Genomic DNA, 19144 nt, shown 5'->3' with positions numbered 1-19144 from the left:
GGCCCTTTCTCCTCATCTTCCCCACGACGCATCTCGCCGTGAGACGGAATTGGCACCTTCCCGAGCCGGGAGCCTCGCGGAGCCGATCACCATCGATCGGTACGAGAACCGGCTGGAGGGTTGCCGGGGCTTCAACGGGCCGTTTCCCTCTGCCCCTCTGGATGAGCGGTATTCGGTTGTAAGTATTGGTTGTGCACGCAACGACCCGCGACATGCGATGGTCATCAGCGTTGTTCAAGACTGTAACCGAAGGCCTGGATGGTGGAGAGAGCCGTCCGAGTCGCGAGATGAACAGTCACATCCGCCGTCGTCCGGACAGGCACTCGCAACCCCAGTCCAACGCAAGGAGAGCCGCACGTGCTGGAAGACGTCGAGCGCTGGCTGAGCACGCGCTCCTGGTCCGTGAGTGACCGCAAGTTGCACAGCCTGATCGCCGCGAAGCGCTCCGCGCGCTCCACGGTGAGCGTGGTCCTGCCCGCGCTCAACGAGGAGGCGACGGTCGGCGAGATCGTCTCCGTCATCCGCCGCGAGCTGATGACCAAGAAGGTGCCGCTCGTCGACGAGCTGGTCGTGATCGACTCGGGTTCCACCGACCGTACGGCCGAGGTGGCCGCCGAGGCGGGTGCCCGCGTGGTCCACCGCGACGAGATCCTGCCGCGCATACCCACCGTCCCCGGCAAGGGCGAGGTCCTGTGGCGCTCGCTGCTCGTCACGAGCGGCGACATCGTCTGCTTCGTCGACGCCGATCTGAAGGAGTTCTCCGCGGACTTCGTCTCCGGGATCGTCGGCCCGCTGCTCACCGAGCCCGGCGTCGACCTCGTCAAGGCGATGTACGACCGCCCGCTCGGATCCGCCGCAGGTCAGGGCGGTCGCGTAACAGAGCTGATGGCCCGCCCGCTGCTGAACATGCACTGGCCGCAGCTGGCCGGCTTCGTGCAGCCGCTCGGCGGGGAGTACGCCGCCCGCCGCTCCCTCCTGGAGCGGCTGCCCTTCCCCGTCGGATACGGCGTGGAGCTGGGCATGCTCATCGACGCGCTGCACCTGGTGGGCCTCGACGCCCTGGCCCAGGTCGACGTCGGCGTCCGCAAGCACCGCCACCAGGACGGGCAGGCGCTCGGCCGCATGGCCGCCGCGATCTACCGCACCGCCCAGCTCCGACTGGCCCGCGGCCATCTCCTGCGCCCCCGCCTCACCCAGTTCGAACGCGGCGAGACCGGCTTCGAGCCGCACACCCACTCGGTGGACACGGAGGAGCGCCCGCCGATGGCCGAGATCGCGGAGTACGCGGAACGAAGGGCGGCATAGGAGGACTGCGGGCTCGTCGGCTCTGCGGGCTCGTCGGCTCTGCGGGCTCGTCGGCTCTGCGGCCCCGCAGGGGGCCGCAGGGCACCAAGGGGCGCGGGGAACTGCGCGACCAGCCACAACGGGCCCGCATCCGCCACACAACAGTCCACCCCTAGCTCTCAGGCGCCCAGCGCACCTGTATACGGCTGAGGCGCACGTTTGAGCGGTTCCACCAAGGGCTAAGTTGAGCCGTATGGCAACTACGCACGGTGCCCAGATCCTCGTCGCCTCCAACCGCGGCCCGATCTCGTACACGCTCGACGAGGCCGGGACGCTCACCGCCAAGCGCGGCGGCGGCGGACTGGTCTCCGGTCTCTCGGCGATCGGCTCGGACGCCGACGCGCTGTGGGTGTGCTCGGCGCTGGGCGACGGTGACCGCGAGGCGGTGCGGCGCGGGGTCGGCGAGGCCGGCGTACGGATGCTGGACATCGACGCCGACGTGCACGCGGACGCGTACAACGGCATCGCGAACTCCGTGCTGTGGTTCGTCCACCACCTGCTGTACCAGACGCCGCTGGAGCCGGTCTTCGACGCGGAGTTCCGTCGTCAGTGGGCGTCGTTCGAGACGTACAACCGCGCCTTCGCCGAGGCCCTGGCCGAAGGGGCCGCGCAGGACGCCGCCGTGCTGGTGCAGGACTACCACCTGGCGCTGGTGCCCCGCATGCTGCGCGAGCTGCGCCCCGATCTGCGGATCGGGCACTTCTCGCACACGCCGTGGGCCCCGCCCGAGTACTTCCGGCTGCTGCCCGACGACATCGGCGCCCAGCTGCTCGGCGGGATCCTCGGCGCCGACCGGGCCGCGTTCCTCACCCAGCGGTGGGCGGACGCGTTCACCGACTGTTGTCACGCCGTGCTGGGCCCCGGTATTCCGTCGGGCACGCGGATCGGTGTGCACGGGCTCGGCGCGGACGCGGACTTCCTGCGCGAGCGCTCGCACCAGCCGGACGTGGACGACCGGATCGCCTCGCTGCGGGAGCAGATCGGGGTGGCCCCCGACGGCAGCCCCCGCAAGACGATCGTGCGGGTCGACCGGACCGAGCTGTCGAAGAACATCGTGCGCGGGCTGCTGGCCTACCGGCAGCTCCTGGAGGACCAGCCGTCGTGGCGCGAGCGCGTGGTGCACGTGGCGCTCGCGTATCCGTCGCGGCAGGACCTCGCCGTGTACCGCGACTACATGACCGAGGTACAGCGGATCGCGGATGAGATCAACGCGCGGTTCGCAACGGCCGGGTGGACCCCGGTCCTGCTGCATCTGAAGGACGACTTCGCCCGCTCACTTGCCGCGTACCGGCTGGCCGACGTGGCTCTGGTCAACCCCATCCGGGACGGGATGAACCTGGTCGCCAAGGAGATGCCGGTCGTCTCCGACGAGGGGTGCGCGCTGGTGCTGTCCCGGGAGGCGGGGGCGTACGAGGAGCTGGGCGAGGACGCCATCACGGTGAATCCGTACGACGTGGTCGCCACCGCCCGTGCGCTGCACGAGGCGCTGACGATGCCGTTGGGCGAGCGGGCGGAGCGTACGAAGCGGCTCGCCGCCGCGGCGACCGCGTTGCCGCCGGCCCAGTGGTTCCTGGACCAGCTGCACGCGCTGGACCCGCGGTAGCGGCGGGAGGGTTTCCTCGCCCCCGCCGCCCCTACCCGTCCCATCCCGTTCCTGGGGGCTCCGCCCCCAGACCCCCGCTGATCGGCCTGACGGCCTCGTCCTCAAGCGCCGGACGGGCTGATATACCCCGTCATCGCGGTCAGCAGGCGTACGAGTCCCTCGGGGCCGTCGACCACCAAGTCCGCGCGGTCCGCGAGCTCCCGCACCTCGGAGCTGCCGACGCACACCAGCAGGCCCGGGACACCGTCCGAGCGGAGTTTGTCGACGGCGGCGAAGGCGGGGATGTCGCCCAGGTCGTCGCCGCAGTACAGGACGGATTCGGCGGCCACTTCGCGCACGTACTCGGTCAGGGCGACGCCCTTGTCCATGCCCGGCGGACGCAGCTCCAGCACCATGCGGCCCGGTTCGACGATCAGGTCGTGGCGGGCGGCGAGCTCGGTGAGGGGCTCGCGCAGGGCCTCGAAGGCGGCCTGCGGGTCCTCCGCGCGACGCGTGTGGACGGCGACCGCGCGGCCCTTCTCCTCGATCCAGGTGCCGCGCCAGGATCCGATCTCGTCGAGGAAGCCGGGCAGTTCGGCGCGGACGGCGGCGACGCCGGGGTGCGGGGCGGGGGCGGTGACGGCGCCGCTGAGCGCGTCCCAGCGTTCGGCTCCGTAGTGGCCGAGGACGACAAGGTGCTCCAGGCCGGGTACGCCCGCGAAGCCGCCGTGGCGGACCGCGACACCGGCCGGGCGGCCGGTGACCACGGCCAGGGACGCGACCTTCGGCGCGAGTGCGGCGAGCGCCGGGACCGCGTCGGGGTGGGCGCGGGCCTGCTCGGGGTCGGGGACGATCGGGGCGAGGGTGCCGTCGAAGTCGAAGGCGAGTACGGCCCGGCGGGGTCGGGCGAGGAGGGCGTCGAGGCCGTCACGGCCCGCCTGGGTGGCTGGGGTCGGCAAGGGCGTCGGCATCGGCGGCCGTGAGGAGTCCGGGTGGCTGCTCATACGGTGACCCTATCCGCGCGGGGCCGGGATCACCCGTGGCTCGGCGCCGTCCGTCGCACCGTCCGTCGTGCTTTCCCTCGTGCCCTCCGTCAGCGCTCGGCCCGGCGGGCCGCGCGTATCCGGCGGAGCCGGTTGACGGTCACCGGGTCGTGGGCCAGGGCGCGGGGGGCGTCGAGGAGGGCGTTGAGCAGCTGGTAGTAGCGGACCGGCGCCATGCCCAGCTCCTCCCGGATGGCCCGCTCCTTGGCCCCGGGGCCGGCCCAGCCGCGCCGCTCCAGCGCGAGCACGTCTCGCTCCTGCCGGGTCAGCTCGTCGTCCATGCCCTGAACGGTAACGCCCGCCTCTGACAGCGTCTCTGACACCGCCAGTGGCCGGCGGCGGGCGCCGCGCGCGGTACTACTCGGAGTTCTCCGCGGCGGCAGCCGACCGCTGGAGCTGGCCGAGGATCGCGGTCGGACTGGCATTGGGGCTCACGGCCTTGCCGATCTGCTGCTTGATGTCGGCGCTGACCTGCGCCCAGGAGGTCTTGGCGACGGGGTAGAGCTCGGCGTTGGACAGTTCCTTGAGGAACGGGTCGAGCCGCTTGTCGTTCTTGTCGGCGGCCATCGCCTCGGAGGCGCCGGCGGTCACGGGCAGCAGGTCGTACGTGTGGGAGAACTCGAGCACGTTCTTCTTGTCGTAGACGAAGTCGAGGAAATCGCCGACCTGTTCCGCGTGGCCGTTCTGTTTGAACGCCATCATCCAGTCGGCGACGCCCATCGTGGCCTTGGACTTCCCGTTGATGCCGGGCATCGGCACCATGCCGAACTTCACCCCCTTCCTGGCGGCGGCCTGCATCAGCGAGGGGTGGCCGTTGAGCATGCCCACGTCGCCGCGGGTGAACGCCGCGAAGGCGTCGGCGCGGTTGAGCTTGCCGGGCGCGGTCGGCCCGGTGAGCCCCTTGGCGACCAGCTCGTTCTTGAGCCAGTCGAAGGTGTCGACGTTCTGCTCGGAGTCGAGGCCGTAGGAGCCGCTGCCGTCGACATAGCCGCCGCCCCCGCTCAGCAGCCACATCATGGTCTCGGCCTGGGCCTCCTCGTGCCCGAGGGGCAGCGCGTACGGGATCTTGACCCCGCGCGACTTGAGGACCTTGGCGGCGGCCGCGAGATCGCTCCAGCTCTGCGGCGGGGTGAGGCCCGCGTCGGCGAAGAGCTTCTTGTTGTAGAACAGCAGCCGCGTGGAGGAGGCGAACGGCATGCCGTACTGCACCCGCTCCACCTCGCCCGCCTCGGCGAGCCGGGAGACGAAGTCGGCCTGGACGGGTATGGAGAGCAGCTCGTCGACCTTGTACAGCTGGTTCTTGGCGGCGTAGTCGGCGTACGCGCCGATCTGCGCCATATCGGGGGCGTGCCCGTCGGCCACCATCTTCTTGACCTTGGCGTCGACGTCGTTCCAGGAGTAGACGCTGACGTCGATCTTGATGCCGGGGTGCTTCTCCTCGTACTCCTTCACGAGCTTGTCCCAGTAGTTCTGGGAGCTGTTCGCCTTGGAGTCGCCGTAGTCGGCCGCCACCAGCTTGAGCGTGACGTCCTGGGAGGCGCCGCCGGAGCTGCCGCAGCCACTGAGCGCCGCCGCCATGCCCAGGGCGGACATCACCGAGATCAGACCTGTCACTCGCCGCTGCACCGGTTTCCCCTGCCTGTCTTGCCTGTGGCTTGGCTGTCTTGCCTGGCTTGCTTGTCTTGCGGTGTCTTGCTGTCACGTGTCACGGCGGTGATGCCTGTCAGACGCCACGATCGTTGAATGTCTCAGCACGCGAACTATAGGTCTACACCACGTGAGTGGACTAGACCTCTCATGGGGTCAGGGGCGAGACTGTCCCCGTGAGACATGTCATCGCCCTCGATGTGGGCGGCACCGGGATGAAGGCCGCCCTCGTGGGGGCCGACGGCGACCTGCTGCACCAGGCCCGCCGAGGCACGGGCCGAGAGCGCGGCCCGGACGCCGTCGTCGAGTCGATCCTCGACTTCGCGGCCGAGCTGCGCGCGCACGGAGAGCGCCACTTCGGCGAGAGCGCGGCGGCCGCCGGCGTCGCCGTCCCCGGCATCGTGGACGCCGAGCGGGGCATCGCGGCGTACGCGGCCAACCTCGGCTGGCGCGACGTACCCCTGCGGGATCTGATCAGCGAGCGGCTGCACGGCATCCCCGTGGCGCTCGGGCACGACGTCCGCACCGGCGGGCTCGCCGAGGGCCGGATCGGGGCGGGCCGCGGCGCCGACCGGTTCCTGTTCGTGCCGCTGGGCACGGGGATCGCGGGCGCGATCGGCATCGACGGCCGCGTGGAGGCGGGGGCGCACGGTTTCGCCGGCGAGATCGGACACATCGTCGTACGTCCCGGGGGAACCCCGTGTCCGTGTGGGCAGCGCGGCTGCCTGGAGCGGTTCGCCTCCGCGGCGGCGGTCAGCCAGGCATGGGCCGAGGCGTCCGGCGATCCGGAGGCGGACGCGGCGGACTGCGCGAAGGCCGTCGAATCCGGGGACCCGCGTGCGCGCGCCGTGTGGCAGGAGGCGGTGGACGCGCTCGCCGACGGGCTCGTCACCGCGCTCACCCTGCTGGACCCGCGCACCCTGATCATCGGTGGCGGTCTCGCCGAGGCCGGGGAAACGTTGTTCGAGCCGCTGCGGGCCGCCATCGAGCGGCGCGTCACCTTCCAGAAGCTGCCGTCCGTCGTCCCCGCGGCACTCGGCGACACGGCCGGCTGCCTGGGCGCCGGGCTGCTGGCCTGGGACCTTCTCGCCACCCGATGACGGATCCGATGACCACGACGACCACGGCAACCACAACGACCCCGGCAACCACGACAACGACAACGACGACGACCAAAGCGATCACGACCACCACGGCGACCGACCACCCACGACTTTCCGGAGGTAACCACCTGATGGCCACTAGCAAGATTTACGCCGGTGCTCGGGTGGTGCTGCCTACCGGAATCGTGGACGGAGGCCGCGTGATCGTCGACGGCACGCGGATCGCCGGAAGCCCGCACGACGATTCCGAGGTGATCGACCTGTCGGGCCACTGGCTGGTCCCCGGCTTCGTGGATGTGCACAACCACGGCGGAGGCGGCGCGTCCTTCACCTCCGGGAGCGTGGAGGAGGTCCTGAAGGGCGTCCACACGCACCGGCTGCACGGCACCACGACGATCGTCGCGTCGACCGTCACCGGCGACATGGACGCGCTGGCCCAGCGCGCCGGTCTGCTCTCCGAACTGGCCGAGCAGGGCGACATCGCCGGCATCCACTTCGAGGGACCGTTCATCTCGCCGTGCCGCAAGGGCGCGCACTCCGAGGAGCTGCTGCGCGACCCGGACCCGGCCGAGGTGCGCAAGCTGATCGACGCGGCACGCGGTCAGGCAAAGATGGTCACGCTCGCCACGGAACTGCCGGGCGGCATCGCCTCCGTACGCCTCCTCGCCGAGCACGGCGTGATCGCGGCGATCGGGCACACGGACGCGACGTACGAGCAGACGATGGAGGCCATCGAGGCGGGCGCCACCGTGGCGACGCATCTCTACAACGCGATGCCCACCCTCGGGCACCGCTCGCCCGGTCCGATCGCGGCGCTGCTGGAGGACGAGCGGATCACGGTCGAGCTGATCAACGACGGCACCCATCTGCACCCGGCCTCCCTGGAGCTGGCGTTCCATCACGCGGGCGCGGACCGGGTGGCGTTCATCACGGACGCGATGGACGCGGCGGGCTTCGGCGACGGCCGCTACATGCTCGGCCCGCTGGAGGTCGAGGTCAGCGACGGCGTGGCGCGACTGGTGGAGGGCGGGTCGATCGCGGGCTCGACGCTCACACTGGACCTGGCCTTCAAGCGTGGCGTCACCGTCGACCGGCTGTCCGTCGAGGACATCGTCGCCGCCGTCTCCGCCACCCCGGCCAAGCTGCTCGGCATGTACGACCGGGTGGGCTCGCTGGAGCCGGGGAAGGACGCGGATCTGGTGGTCCTGGACGCCGACTTCGCCCTCAAGGGCGTGATGCGCCGCGGCGAATGGGTGGTTGAGCCCCAACTGGGCTGAATCCGACCTCTGTTGAGGGGGGCGGCGGCCTGTGGGACTGGGCCGGCCGCCTTCTCTTTGGCATGATCGGGCCTCCGGAACAAGTAAGCGCGTACTACTCGGGGGAGGCCCAGGTGATCCTCACGGTCACGCTGAACACCGCTCTCGACATCACCTATCGCGTGCGGTCGCTGCGCCCGCACACCTCGCACCGGGTGACCGAGGTGACCGAACGGCCCGGCGGCAAGGGCCTGAACGTGGCCCGGGTGCTCGCGACGCTCGGCCACGAGGTGACGGCCACGGGTTTCGTGGGCGGTGCGACGGGCCGCGCCCTCCAGGACCAGCTGACGGCGTTCGCCGGCGTCACCGACGCGCTGGTGCCGGTCGAGGGCGGCACGCGCCGCACCATCGCCGTCGCGGACGACACCAGCGCAGACACCACCCAGCTCAACGAGCCGGGCCCGCCCGTCTCGTCCGCGGAGTGGTCGGCGTTCCAGGAGGCGTACGAGGATCTGCTGCGCTCCGCCTCGGCGGTGGCCCTGTGCGGCAGTCTGCCGCCCGGGGTGCCGGTGGGCGCGTACGCCCAGTTGATCCGCACCGCCCGCACGGCGGACGTCCCGGTCCTGCTGGACACCAGCGGCGAACCCCTGCGGCGCGGGGTGGCCGCCCGCCCGGACATCGTCAAACCGAACGCCGACGAACTGGCCGAACTCACCGGCTCCCACGAACCCCTGCGTGCCACCCGCGACGCCCGCCGCCGCGGCGCCCACGCGGTCGTCGCGTCCCTGGGCCCGGAGGGCCTGCTCGCCCACACGCCCCAGGGCCACTGGCGCGCCGCTCCCCCGCACCCCGTCCGGGGCAACCCCACGGGCGCGGGCGACTCGGCGGTCGCCGGGTTGTTGTCGGGGCTGGTGGAGCAACTGCCGTGGCCGGACCGGCTGGCCCGCGCGGCGGCCCTGTCCGCGGCCACGGTACGGGCGCCCGTGGCGGGCGAGTTCGATCGCGCCGCGTACGAGGACCTGCTGACCCGGGTGACGGTGACGGACGAGGCCAGCGCGGCCTGAGGCGGCCCTAGGGCCTATCCGACCCTGATCCGCCGGACAGGCCCTAGTTCTTGACCTTGCCTTCCTTCAACGACAGCTGGTCAAGCAGCACATCGCACTTGTCGCCGTCCTGGCAGGAGATCGAGATCGTGTTCGTGCCCTTGTTGAGGCTGGGCCACGCGTAGGTCTCCGTCCAGCCCTTCTCGAAGTCACCCTGCGGGGCGCCTGCGAAGTTGCCCAGGTTCAGCTTGCTGCCGAACGGCTTGCCGTTGACGGTGAGCGTCATCTCGGCGTCCTCGCCGGCGGCGCTGTATCCGGCGAAGAGGGTGTAGACGCCGTCCTTCGGGATGCCGTTGACGGTCCAGGTGACCTGGGCCCCGGGCGTGTTGAGGCCCGCCACATAGGTACCGCCCGCCGACTGGGCACCCTTGACGTCCGACGCCGTCGTCGCGCCGCCGTCCAGCTTCAGCGCCTTCGCGTCGATCGTGGGCAGGTCGGCCTTTTCTTCGTCGGCCGGCTTCGTCGCCGTCTCGCTCGGCTCGACGCTCTGGGCGGCCGACGGCGTGGAGCCCGCGTCATCGGTGCCCTTGTCCTCGTCGCCGCTGCCGATCATGGCCGCGCCGATGCCGATGACGACCACGGCGACGACGGAGATCGCGCCGATCAGCAGGCCCTTGGTGTTGGGGCCACGGCGGCCGCCACCGCCGCCGTGCAGCGACTGGCGCGTGGTGGGCGCGCCGCCGGGGAACGTCTCGGGCGCCTGGTAGTGAGCGTTGGGCTGGCCCTGCGAGCCCTGCTGCGGCGCCTGCTGCTGGCCGTACGGAGCCTGCGCGTACTGCGCGGTCTGGGCCTGCTGGCCCTGCTGGCCGTACTGGCGCTCGCCGACCGCCCGCACCCGGTTGACCGAGCCGGGGTAGCCGTAGCCGCCGCCTCCGCTGGGCGGCGTGGCTCCGGCGTCCCGTCCGTCGGCGTACAGATAGCCGAACGGGTCGTCGTCCTCGGGCGTGCTCGCGCCGTTGTTGCCGGGCGTCATCCCTAGGTACTCCTCAACAGGTGCGGTTCAGATGCGTACGTGAGTAGAAGTGCGAGCCTACCCGCTCGGACTGGGCCAAACGTGTGCTCTTCGTCCCACTATGCCGCTGACCTGCGGTTCAACCCGCCCGCCGGTGCGTTTTGGGACGAGACCGTTTCTCGACGTACATCCGTTCGTCAGCTGACTTCAACACTTCGTCCGCGGTCATGCCGCAATGTGCCCATCCGATGCCGAAGCTCGCGCCGACCCGCATCCCGCGGCCGTCTACCCGTATCGGCTGGATGATCTCGTTGCGCAGCCGCACCGCGAGGTCCTGCGCGTCGGCCCGGCCGAGCCCGTCGGCGAGCACCACGAACTCGTCGCCGCCGAGCCGCGCGACCGTGTCCCCGTCGCGTACGCCCCTGCTCAGCCGTCGCGCCACCTCGATCAACACCGCGTCGCCCGCGTTGTGCCCGAAGCGGTCGTTGATCGACTTGAAGCCGTCCAGGTCGCAGAAGAGGACCGCGAGCCCCTTGGTCCCGTCGTCCGTCTCGCCGTCCGGCGCGACGGTGTGCACATGGTGGTCGTACGCGCCGAAGGCCTCGGGCGCCGGCGGGAAGTCGAAGGCGTTCGCCTTCGCGTTCGCGTTCACGTTCGCGCCGAACGCGGGCGGCCCGCTCTGCCCCCGGTGCTCATCGTTCTTGCTGTGCTGTCCGTAGGCCGCGTCCAGCGTGTCCACCGCGCTCGGCGCCACGGCCTGCGGGCGGCTGCACAGACGGGCGGAGAGCCGGGAGCGCAGCTCGGCGGAGTTCGGCAGCCCGGTGAGGGAGTCGTGCGAGGCGCGGTGGGCGAGCTGGAGCTCGCGTCGCTTGCGCTCCTCGATGTCCTCGACGTGGGTGAGCAGGAAGCGCGGCCCGTCGGTGGCGTCCGCGACCACGCTGTTGCGCAGCGACACCCAGAGGTACGTCCCGTCCCGGCGCCCGAGCCTGAGCTCGGCGCGTCCGCCCTCGGCGGACGTACGCAGCAGTGTGCCGATGTCCTCGGGGTGGACCAGGTCGGAGAACGAGTAGCGGCGCATCGCGGAGGCGGGGCGGCCGAGGAGCCGGCACAGCGCGTCGTTCGTCCGCAGGATCCGCCCGTGCTGGTCGCCGCCCATCTCGGCGATGGCCATGCCGGACGGGGCGTACTCGAAGGCCTGACGGAAGCTTTCCTCGCTGGCGCGCAGGGCCTGCTGTTCCCTCTCCAGGCGGACGAGCGCGCGCTGCATGTTTGCGCGCAGCCGGGCGTTGCTGATCGCGATGGCCGCCTGGAACGCGTACATCTGCAGCGCCTCGCGCCCCCACGCGCCCGGGCGCCGCCCGTTGCGCGGCCGGTCGACGGAGAGGACGCCGATCAGTTCGCCGCACGAGCCGCCCGGCACGCCCGGCGTGTACATGGGCGCGAAGAGGCGGTCGGAGGGGTGCCACTCGTCCTCGAAGCGGGGCGCGGGGCCGTCGGTGTACCACTGCGGGACGTCGTCCTCGTCGAGGACCCAGCCCTCGGTGTGGGGTATGAACCGCAGGTCTCCCCATGCCTCGCCCATGGTCAGCCGGCGTTCCCAGGAGGCGCGGGAGCCGACGCGTCCGGTGATGAGAGCCTCGGCCGCGGAGTTGCCCGCGAGGGCGGCGACGACGAGATCCCCGTCGGGGCGTACGAGATTGACGCAGGCCAGTTCGTAGCCCAGGCCCGTCACGACTCCGTCGGCGACCGTCTGCAGGGTGTCGGCGAGGCTGCGCGCCGTGTTCATGTCCGCCATGACCTGATGCAGCTGCCGCAGGGTCGCAAGACGGACGTACGGCTCCGACTCGGTCTCCATGCTCGCTCTCCCCGAGACCTCGACAGCAACTCCAGAGTTATCCAGGCTCGTCGTCTTGATTCGTCTGCACTCGTCTGTACTGATCGCCTACTGGTCGCATACTGGTCGACTACTGACCGTCCGCTGATCGCCTATCGATTGCAGCGTCCCCGCCACTGAATCACAGCGCGCTGCCCACTCGGTACACAGGGTCAACAAAATATGGCTCCTGTGACTCAAGTCACAGCTCAACGTGGGCAACTGTGGAGAGTTTCTGTGTTTTCACAGTGCGTTTACTGAGCGCATATATGTGGAGTATGCGTGGTCGTGTCTGCACAATGATGGTCTCTCCCGCACAGTGAAAAAGATCACCTGCACCCCTCCATACGGCGTTGGATCCTATGGGTCCTCTATGGGGCCTCTATGGGTTCTCTGTGGGTTCTCCGTGGGTTCTCCGTGGGTCCTACGCGGGTCCTAGGACCCGGCTCGGGCGCTGGTCCGATGTGCCGACCGAGGCGAGGAGACTAGCGTTTTCCCGTGCCGACGACTCCCCCTGCCCCACCCGTGCCCCTGACTCCCTCCCCTGACAGGCATCCTGATGGGGTGAGTGACGACGAGTTCCGCGCCGCCATGTCCCGGCTGGCCGCGGGCGTGGTGCTGGTGACCGCGTTCGAGCCCCCGCTGGACCCCGAGGGTCCGGGCGGCGAGGACGTGGGCATGACGGCGACCTCCTTCATGTCCGTGTCCCTGGATCCGCCCCTGGTCCTGGTCAGCCTGCGCGAGGGCTCCCGCATGGACGACCTGCTCGCCGAGCAGCCCGTGTGGGCGGTCTCCGTCCTGTCCGAGAGCCAGCGTCACATCGCGGGCCGCTTCGCCATGAAGGGCCGCATCTCCGACCGCCTCCTCTTCGACGACATTCCGTACGTACGGGGAGAGGTCTCCGGGGCACCACTGGTGGGCGGCGCGCTGGCGACCCTGGAGTGCCGCACGGAGCAGCGTGTGACCGCCGGCGATCACACGCTGGTCATCGCGCGGGTGCTGACGGCGGCGGTGCCGAGTGCGGAGGGCGGACCGCTGGCGTATTTCCGGGGCAGGTACCGGCAGTTGGGGTAGCGGGCGAACACGTCTTGCCGGCTGGCGACTGCCGGTCGGAGACTACCGGCCAGCGGCTGGCGGCTGGCGGCTGGCGGCTGGCGGCTGTGGGAGCCCTATCCCCAATCCCGGCCGGAGCGTCCGCGCTTGGTGTCGCTCCGCTGTTTCTTCTCCCGCAGGCGACGTTCGTTGATGCCGCGGGGGATGCGGGTGGGCCGGCGCGGTTTGGGCGGCGGGGCGGTGGCCTCGGCGAGCAGCGCGGCCAGCCGTACGGCCGCGGTCTCGCGGTTGCGCCACTGGGAGCGGTGCTCGGAGGCGCGGACGACGACGACGCCGTCGACGAGCTTCGCGGCGAGCCTCTCGAGGGCCCTGGCCCGCCAGACCGGAGGCAGCGCCTCCGTCTTCGCCAGGTCGAACCGGAGCTCGACCTGCGAGTCACTGGTGTTGACGTGCTGTCCGCCGGGCCCCGAGGAGCGCGAGAAACGCCACATGAGCTCGGCCTCGGGGAGCGAGACGGAGCCGCGGATGACGTAGGGACCGGACATGGCTCCATGGTCGCGCGCCTGTCCGGTCCGCGTCACCCCGTTTTCGCCCGTGCCTCTGGGTTCCAGGTAAAGAAAGTAAAGACCAACGGAACCCGAGGGACCCTCCTCGGCGTTGGTACGGGTGACGGTAGCTTCGTCCCCAGTACGAAGCCCAACGCTCCGCACCGTCGTACGTATGTCAACGAGGGAAGGACTCCCAACAATGGCTGTAAGCCTGTCCAAGGGTGGCAACGTCTCGCTCACCAAGGAGGCTCCGGGCCTGACCGCCGTCACCGTGGGCCTCGGCTGGGACGTCCGGACCACCACGGGTACCGACTTCGACCTGGATGCCTCGGCCATCGCGGTCAACACGCAGGGCAAGGTCTACTCGGACGGTCACTTCGTCTTCTTCAACAACAAGCAGACCCCCGACCAGACCATCGTCCACACCGGCGACAACCGCACGGGCGAGGGCGCGGGCGACGACGAGGCGATCAACGTCAACCTGGCCGGCCTCCCCGCCGACGTCGACAAGATCGTCTTCCCGGTTTCCATCTACGACGCCGAGACCCGCTCCCAGAACTTCGGCCAGGTCCGCAACGCCTACATCCGCATCGTGAACCAGGCCGGCGGCACGGAGATCGCCCGCTACGACCTGTCGGAGGACGCCGCCACCGAAACGGCCATGGTCTTCGGCGAGCTGTACCGCAATGGCGCGGAGTGGAAGTTCCGCGCCGTGGGCCAGGGCTACGCGTCCGGCCTGGTGGGCATCGCGCAGGACTTCGGCGTCAACGTCTGACGCCCACCCGCGACACACGTCACCGGCCGCCCGGCCAGGCAGAGCTCCCTGGCCGGGCGGCCGCGGGGCGAGTTCTACGCGTGCCTGACGGCCCGGTGCGGTGAGTGTTTGCGGCTCGCTGAGGCGAGATCTCCAGCATGACGAGACCCCGCGCCCTGGCGCGGGGTTTCGGGGTTTCAGGGTTTCGGGGCGAGCTTGTTCGGTGTCGGCGAGGCGCGGGGCGTGGCCGCGCTCCCGCACCAACCCGTTCAACCCGTTCAACCCGTTCAACCCGCGGACGCGGCGCGCAGGAGGCGGAGTTGGCCGATCTCGGCGGCGTTCTTCATCAGTTCCGAGTTCACCCAGGCGACCATGTGGGCGACGGTGTGCTCGGGGTCGTTCTGCCAGGGGAACGGGGCCGTGGCCTCCAGGTCGGCGTCGGTGAGCCCGTCCAGGACCGCCAGCCAGTCCCCGCGCAGGCCGCGCAGCCACTCGACGGCCGCACGCCCGTCGCCCGGCCAGGTGATCTCGGTCCGCTCCCGAGGCGTTCGTCCCCGTGCGTGGTCGATGGTCACACTCCACCACCAGCCGATGTGCCAGCTCACCCAGCCGATCGTGGGGACCGGGACGGGCTCGGGCTCGGTCTCCGCCCAGTCCGGCACCCACGTCCCGCCGGCGTCCTGACGCACCGTCCAGCAGTGCGGCGCCGGTTCCCACAGGAAGTCCTCGGGCTCCAGCCGCTCCAGGTGGTACTCGAAAAGCGACCAGGTCAGCTCGAACTGCCAGCGCAGCAGCTCACGTCGGGATTCATCCATCGGCCGACCCTGGCACACCGTCACTCCGCCCGGAAACCGGTTATCCGTGATGACTGCCCCGTCACGAAGTCACGGAATAGCTCAGATCCTTTGCCGTCAGCGAAGTCGGCACCAAACGCAGCCACATCGTGCCTCGTTCACCCGGATCGTCGTGCAGATAGTGCACGAAGCGCGCATCCCACAGGGATTCGTCCGTCCCTAGGTAGCGGACAAGCTTGCGCCGCCCCCTTTCCACGTCGAAAGGCACGAGTTCCGCACGCCCCCGGGCGATCACCTGACGAACACGCCCCGTCGCGAGATCGCATTCGTCCACCACAAGCGCGACGCTCGGATCTTCTTTCACGCGGTCGAACAACCGAGCCCACGGACCTGTCAGGACCCAGAACGCTCCGGACTCCCAGAGGAACCAGACAGGACGCACGGTCGGCCCGTTCGTCGCCATCCGAGCCGTGAGCGGCTGCTGAAGGAACTCGTCCACATCGAAACGCTGAGATGTCACAACATCAATCATCCGACGCCTCATGCCTCCTGCACACCGACCTCAGACCTAGGTCCCGAGCCTCAACGTGACTCAAACCAGCTCGGGTTGCGGTTCCGGTTGCTGCGCTGGTGCGGCCTTCAAGTCCCAGAGCTTGGTGGTGCGCACGTAGCCGTGGACCACTGAGATCATCGCCAGAATGAGAAGTGGTCCAAACACCCACGGATGTCTGGCCATCTCCATCGGCAGATAGCGATAGGACACCAAGAGCACAGCGAAGACCGTGGCGCCGTAGGTGACCCGCTGGATTCCTGACCGGTCCCAGCCACGTTCGTGCGAGCGCAGCGCTTCCTCGATCGTGAGCGCGAACACCACGCCGGCAATGAGATCCACGCCGTAGTGGTAGCCGAATCCCAGCGTCGCGCTGAGCGTGGCAATCAGCCAGAACGCGCCTGCGAATCGCAGAATCCGTGGGCCTTTGCGGGAATGAATGAAGATCGCGGTGGCCCACGCCGTGTGCAGGCTGGGCATGCAGTTGCGAGGGGTGACCTCGTCGTATGACATCGGCTGCGGGGTATTGATCGGCGGCAGCGTGTCCGGCCACAGGTTGGCCAGCGCCCAGTGCCCGCCGCCGGTGCCGAAGGCTCCGGTGCCGTAGGTGAAGATCGGTCCGACCACCGGGAAGATCATGTAGATGCCCGGCCCGAGGAGGCCTATGACCAGAAAGGTTCGCACCAGATGATGGCCCGGGAAGCGGCGCTCGACCGCCACGTTGCGCAGCTGGTACAGCGCGACGATGGCCGCGGCCACCGCAAGCTGTATGTAGACGAAGTCGAGAACATGGGCGCCGATCGGGCCGGTGGCCGTGACAATCCGGCCTGCCAGCCACGACGGGTCACCCAGCGCGTGATCGGCGGTTGCCACGTACTGGTCGAGCACCACCGGGCGGGTCTTGGCCGTGATGAGTAGCCAGGTATCGCCAGTCTTACGGCCGGCCACCAGCAGCAGGCCCAGCCCGACGCCCTTCAGCAGCAGGACACGTTCCTGGCCTGTGCGGCGCGTGACGGCGATGACCGCACAGCCCAGAATCACCCACAACGCGCCGTTGCCGAAGGGGTGGCCGTCGGTCGTCTTGGCGTCGGCCGCCCACCGCACCAGCACGAAGGCGACGTCGATGCCGATCGCGGCAGCAGCCGCGATGAACCGTTGCCGCCAGGTGAGCACCACCATCATCAACGCCATACTGGCGTACAACAGGAACCCCGACTGGGGGGCGAATATCAACTCTCGTGCCTGGTTGGTGATCGGCCCCGGCAGGCCGTAGCGACGCGCGGCGATCTCCAGCGTGATGAGGAACCCGAGGGCCGCCACACCCGCCGTGGCCCACAGTATCGCCCGTGGCTGACGCCACGCGGCGAACGTAGTTCTGCAGCTTGTTCGCGAAAACAACCGCGATGCTATAGGTATCAATTCTTTTGGCCGATTTGTTAGTTGTTAGTAAAATTGATCACTTTTCGTGCTAGATAGCATGGTTTTCTACTGAAGGACGACCGATGAGGGCGCTCGTCATGAGCCGATCATGTTATCGGAGCAGTGCGGGGGTTTCGCTGGTCGCGCTCGCGGCTGTCCCTCAGGGACTGCTCGGTCTGCCGTCGCCGTACAGCCAGTCGTCCCAGATCTCGCTGAAGTCCTCGTCCGGCGCCGCCTTCTCCACGTACGTCGTGAAGTCGTCGGTGTCCGCGTTGCCGTGGCGGTGGGCGGCCGCCCAGCCCTGGATGATGTCGTAGAACGTGTCGTCGCCGACGGTCTCGCGGATCTTGTGGATGACCATGGCGCCGCGGTCGTAGACAGGGCTGTCGGAGATGCGTGCGGCGTCCGGGGGCTCGGCGGGCGGGAAGGCCCACACCGCCTCGTTGTCCGACGCGGTCTCGTAGTAGTCGCCCTCGTACAGCGCGTCGAAGGTGTCCTGGGCCGTGTCGCCGCCGTGGTCCTCCCGCCAGAGCCACTCCGCGTAGGTCGCGAAGCCTTCGCTCAGCCACATGTCACGCCAGGTCTTGGGGGTGACGGAGTTGCCGTACCACTGGTGCGCCAGTTCGTGGACGAGGAGTTCAGTGTCGGGAGCGCCGGGGAAGACGGGGCGCGTCTGGGTCTCCAGGGCGTAGCCCGCGTCGTGCACGCGGTCGACGATCGCCCCGGTCGAGGAGAAGGGATACCGGCCGAAGTTCAACTCCGCCCACTCCATGACCTCGGGGATACGGCCGAGAACCTTGGCGCTCGCCCTGGACTGGTCGGGGTCGACGGCCACGTACACCGGGAGACCGTCCGCGGTCTTGGAGCGGCGCGTGTCGTAGTCGCCGATCGCGACCGTCGCCGCGTACGTCGCCATCGGATCCGCCATGTGCCAGGCGAAGGTGGTACGTCCCCGCTTCGTCTCCTCGCGCCGCAACTCGCCGTTGGACACCGCCTTCAGGCCCTCGGGCACGCTGACCGTGATGTCGTACGCGGCTTTGTCGCTCGGGTGGTGGTTGCCGGGGAACCAGGCCATCGAGCCGGTGGGCTCGCCGAGGGCGAGGGCGCCGTCCGCCGTCCTCAGCCAGCCCTCCCGCGAACCGTCCGGATCGGTGATCGTCTCCGGGACACCGGAGTAGCGGACGGTCGTGCGGAAGGCCGTGTCCTCGTCGAGGACGTCGCGCGGCCGGACGGTCAGCTCCTGGCCGTCACGGCTGAACCCGGCGGACCTGCCGTCCACGTCCACGGATTCGACCTTCAGTCCCTCCAGGTCGAGGTGGAACGCGCTGAGGTCCTGCTCGGCGCGCGCCTCGATCTCCGCCTTTCCCGTCAGGCGACGCGAGGCGGGGTCGTAGGCAAGGGTGAGGTCGTAGTGCGTGACGTCGTATCCGCCGTTGCCCGACTTCGGGAAGTACGGGTCTCCCGCACCTTCGGCTCCGGTCGTCCGCGCACCGCCGCCGCACGCGGTGAGGGCGAGGGCCAGGGTGAGGGTGAGGGCGAGAAGGAGGACGAGCGGGACAAGGGGCGCGGACCGGGACATGGCTTCGATCCTATGAGGCCCCCATGACACCATCACCTACGTGCTCGACATCGGCTACGCCCTCTCCTTGCGCTTCCCGGACCCCCCGCAGACCGACTACCGCCGGGCGGACGTGCACGCGCTGCGGCACGACCTGTTCTGCGGGGACGTGTATCTCGCCGACACGAAGGCGGACCGCGAGCTGTCCACAGCCTGGGGATGGGTGCCGGTGCTCGACTTCGCGTGGGCGCTGTGCGACATCGTCGAGCGGCTCGACCAGGACCCGCTCGGCAGCCGCGCCGCCCGCCCCCAGCACGCCGAGCTGGACTTCACCGAGTCCACCGACCGCATGCTCTTCGAGCGCCGCTTCGGCTGGGTCGACATCGAGGCGGAGTGGCTGCCGCCGGATGAGCCGCCGCTGACCTTCGCCCATGCCGAACTGCGCCGGGAGGCCCGGGACTTCCTGCACGACGTGATCGCCGACCTCGTCGATCTGCACGAGGCGCTCCGCGAGAATCCGGTGATCTGGACGCTGGAGGCCCGCTTTCCCAGGGTGCCCTGAGCT

Annotated in this window: 18 protein-coding genes and 1 riboswitch; of the genes, 8 read left to right on the top strand and 10 right to left on the bottom strand. The window is 69.8% G+C overall.

What is annotated here, in order from left to right:
* Nucleotides 1-9 precede the first annotated feature (9 nt).
* Nucleotides 10-168: riboswitch (SAM riboswitch) on the bottom strand.
* 189 nt (nucleotides 169-357) lie between these two features.
* A complete protein-coding gene (locus FE633_RS37220) occupies nucleotides 358-1305 on the top strand; it encodes a glucosyl-3-phosphoglycerate synthase (RefSeq protein ID WP_138049579.1) in 948 nt (315 codons plus the stop codon).
* Between the two features lie 232 nt (nucleotides 1306-1537).
* Nucleotides 1538-2947 (top strand): alpha,alpha-trehalose-phosphate synthase (UDP-forming), encoded by a 1410-nt coding sequence (locus FE633_RS37215; RefSeq protein ID WP_138049578.1) that lies wholly within the window; start codon nucleotides 1538-1540, stop codon nucleotides 2945-2947.
* A 101-nt stretch (nucleotides 2948-3048) separates the two neighbouring features.
* Here the strand turns inward: FE633_RS37215 and otsB are convergent, their stop codons facing one another.
* From otsB to FE633_RS37200, 3 genes are all read right to left on the bottom strand, one after another.
* Nucleotides 3049-3930: a trehalose-phosphatase gene (gene otsB / locus FE633_RS37210; RefSeq protein ID WP_138049577.1), complete on the bottom strand. Its 882-nt coding sequence runs from the start codon at nucleotides 3928-3930 to the stop codon at nucleotides 3049-3051.
* Between the two features lie 89 nt (nucleotides 3931-4019).
* Nucleotides 4020-4250: a DUF3263 domain-containing protein gene (locus FE633_RS37205; protein WP_138049576.1), complete on the bottom strand. Its 231-nt coding sequence runs from the start codon at nucleotides 4248-4250 to the stop codon at nucleotides 4020-4022.
* 76 nt (nucleotides 4251-4326) lie between these two features.
* Complete coding sequence (locus tag FE633_RS37200; protein WP_484422054.1) at nucleotides 4327-5595, bottom strand: ABC transporter substrate-binding protein; 1269 nt, start codon at nucleotides 5593-5595, stop codon at nucleotides 4327-4329.
* 197 nt (nucleotides 5596-5792) lie between these two features.
* Between FE633_RS37200 and FE633_RS37195 the strand changes: the two genes are divergently transcribed.
* The 3 genes from FE633_RS37195 to FE633_RS37185 all read left to right on the top strand — a co-directional run bounded on the left by FE633_RS37195 (nucleotide 5793) and on the right by FE633_RS37185 (nucleotide 9039).
* Nucleotides 5793-6716 carry an ROK family protein gene (locus FE633_RS37195; protein ID WP_138049575.1) on the top strand — a complete coding sequence of 308 codons (924 nt, stop codon included), beginning with the start codon at nucleotides 5793-5795 and terminating at the stop codon, nucleotides 6714-6716.
* A 134-nt stretch (nucleotides 6717-6850) separates the two neighbouring features.
* Nucleotides 6851-7996, top strand: coding sequence for an N-acetylglucosamine-6-phosphate deacetylase (nagA, locus tag FE633_RS37190; protein ID WP_138049574.1), 1146 nt, complete (start codon nucleotides 6851-6853; stop codon nucleotides 7994-7996).
* Nucleotides 7997-8109: 113 nt separating this feature from the next.
* Nucleotides 8110-9039: a 1-phosphofructokinase family hexose kinase gene (locus FE633_RS37185; RefSeq protein ID WP_138049609.1), complete on the top strand. Its 930-nt coding sequence runs from the start codon at nucleotides 8110-8112 to the stop codon at nucleotides 9037-9039.
* 43 nt (nucleotides 9040-9082) lie between these two features.
* On the opposite strand, the gene FE633_RS37180 is transcribed toward FE633_RS37185, so the two are convergent.
* Together FE633_RS37180 and cdgB are read right to left on the bottom strand one after the other, a co-directional pair.
* Nucleotides 9083-10051, bottom strand: coding sequence for a carbohydrate-binding protein (locus FE633_RS37180; RefSeq protein WP_138049573.1), 969 nt, complete (start codon nucleotides 10049-10051; stop codon nucleotides 9083-9085).
* Nucleotides 10052-10169: 118 nt separating this feature from the next.
* Nucleotides 10170-11885: a diguanylate cyclase CdgB gene (gene cdgB / locus FE633_RS37175; RefSeq protein ID WP_138049572.1), complete on the bottom strand. Its 1716-nt coding sequence runs from the start codon at nucleotides 11883-11885 to the stop codon at nucleotides 10170-10172.
* Between the two features lie 516 nt (nucleotides 11886-12401).
* Between cdgB and FE633_RS37170 the strand changes: the two genes are divergently transcribed.
* Nucleotides 12402-12977, top strand: a complete 576-nt coding sequence (locus FE633_RS37170) for a flavin reductase family protein (protein ID WP_246114006.1) — start codon at nucleotides 12402-12404, stop codon at nucleotides 12975-12977.
* Nucleotides 12978-13072: 95 nt separating this feature from the next.
* On the opposite strand, the gene arfB is transcribed toward FE633_RS37170, so the two are convergent.
* On the bottom strand, nucleotides 13073-13501 hold the full coding sequence (gene arfB, locus FE633_RS37165; protein WP_138049571.1) for an alternative ribosome rescue aminoacyl-tRNA hydrolase ArfB: 429 nt from the start codon (nucleotides 13499-13501) through the stop codon (nucleotides 13073-13075).
* Nucleotides 13502-13703: 202 nt separating this feature from the next.
* On the opposite strand from arfB, the gene FE633_RS37160 reads away from it, so the two are divergent.
* A complete protein-coding gene (locus FE633_RS37160) occupies nucleotides 13704-14279 on the top strand; it encodes a TerD family protein (RefSeq protein WP_138049570.1) in 576 nt (191 codons plus the stop codon).
* Between the two features lie 266 nt (nucleotides 14280-14545).
* On the opposite strand, the gene FE633_RS37155 is transcribed toward FE633_RS37160, so the two are convergent.
* From FE633_RS37155 to FE633_RS37140, 4 genes are all read right to left on the bottom strand, one after another.
* Nucleotides 14546-15073: a DinB family protein gene (locus tag FE633_RS37155; RefSeq protein WP_138049569.1), complete on the bottom strand. Its 528-nt coding sequence runs from the start codon at nucleotides 15071-15073 to the stop codon at nucleotides 14546-14548.
* Nucleotides 15074-15134: 61 nt separating this feature from the next.
* Nucleotides 15135-15584, bottom strand: a complete 450-nt coding sequence (locus tag FE633_RS37150) for a pyridoxamine 5'-phosphate oxidase family protein (protein ID WP_138049568.1) — start codon at nucleotides 15582-15584, stop codon at nucleotides 15135-15137.
* Nucleotides 15585-15644: 60 nt separating this feature from the next.
* Nucleotides 15645-17000 (bottom strand): phosphatase PAP2 family protein, encoded by a 1356-nt coding sequence (locus FE633_RS37145; protein ID WP_138049567.1) that lies wholly within the window; start codon nucleotides 16998-17000, stop codon nucleotides 15645-15647.
* 181 nt (nucleotides 17001-17181) lie between these two features.
* On the bottom strand, nucleotides 17182-18600 hold the full coding sequence (locus FE633_RS37140; RefSeq protein WP_138049566.1) for a M1 family metallopeptidase: 1419 nt from the start codon (nucleotides 18598-18600) through the stop codon (nucleotides 17182-17184).
* 40 nt (nucleotides 18601-18640) lie between these two features.
* On the opposite strand from FE633_RS37140, the gene FE633_RS37135 reads away from it, so the two are divergent.
* On the top strand, nucleotides 18641-19141 hold the full coding sequence (locus FE633_RS37135; RefSeq protein WP_138049565.1) for a hypothetical protein: 501 nt from the start codon (nucleotides 18641-18643) through the stop codon (nucleotides 19139-19141).
* The last annotated feature ends 3 nt before the right edge of the window (nucleotides 19142-19144 follow it).

This window comes from Streptomyces montanus, assembly GCF_005786655.1.
Lineage (GTDB): Bacteria > Actinomycetota > Actinomycetes > Streptomycetales > Streptomycetaceae > Streptomyces > Streptomyces sporangiiformans.
The sequence above is the reverse complement of the archived record's forward strand: the minus strand, read 5'-3'. Positions and strand labels throughout refer to the sequence as shown.

Excerpts from the sequence above, each read along its gene's own strand:
- FE633_RS37180 (WP_138049573.1), bottom strand. The coding sequence starts at position 10,051 with ATGACGCCCGGCAACAACGGCGCGAGCACGCCCGAGGACGACGACCCG.
- arfB (WP_138049571.1), bottom strand. The coding sequence starts at position 13,501 with ATGTCCGGTCCCTACGTCATCCGCGGCTCCGTCTCGCTCCCCGAGGCC.
- FE633_RS37215 (WP_138049578.1), top strand. The coding sequence starts at position 1,538 with ATGGCAACTACGCACGGTGCCCAGATCCTCGTCGCCTCCAACCGCGGC.
- otsB (WP_138049577.1), bottom strand. The coding sequence starts at position 3,930 with ATGAGCAGCCACCCGGACTCCTCACGGCCGCCGATGCCGACGCCCTTG.
- FE633_RS37140 (WP_138049566.1), bottom strand. The coding sequence starts at position 18,600 with ATGTCCCGGTCCGCGCCCCTTGTCCCGCTCGTCCTCCTTCTCGCCCTC.
- FE633_RS37155 (WP_138049569.1), bottom strand. The coding sequence starts at position 15,073 with ATGGATGAATCCCGACGTGAGCTGCTGCGCTGGCAGTTCGAGCTGACC.
- FE633_RS37160 (WP_138049570.1), top strand. The coding sequence starts at position 13,704 with ATGGCTGTAAGCCTGTCCAAGGGTGGCAACGTCTCGCTCACCAAGGAG.
- FE633_RS37150 (WP_138049568.1), bottom strand. The coding sequence starts at position 15,584 with ATGATTGATGTTGTGACATCTCAGCGTTTCGATGTGGACGAGTTCCTT.
- cdgB (WP_138049572.1), bottom strand. The coding sequence starts at position 11,885 with ATGGAGACCGAGTCGGAGCCGTACGTCCGTCTTGCGACCCTGCGGCAG.
- nagA (WP_138049574.1), top strand. The coding sequence starts at position 6,851 with ATGGCCACTAGCAAGATTTACGCCGGTGCTCGGGTGGTGCTGCCTACC.
- FE633_RS37205 (WP_138049576.1), bottom strand. The coding sequence starts at position 4,250 with ATGGACGACGAGCTGACCCGGCAGGAGCGAGACGTGCTCGCGCTGGAG.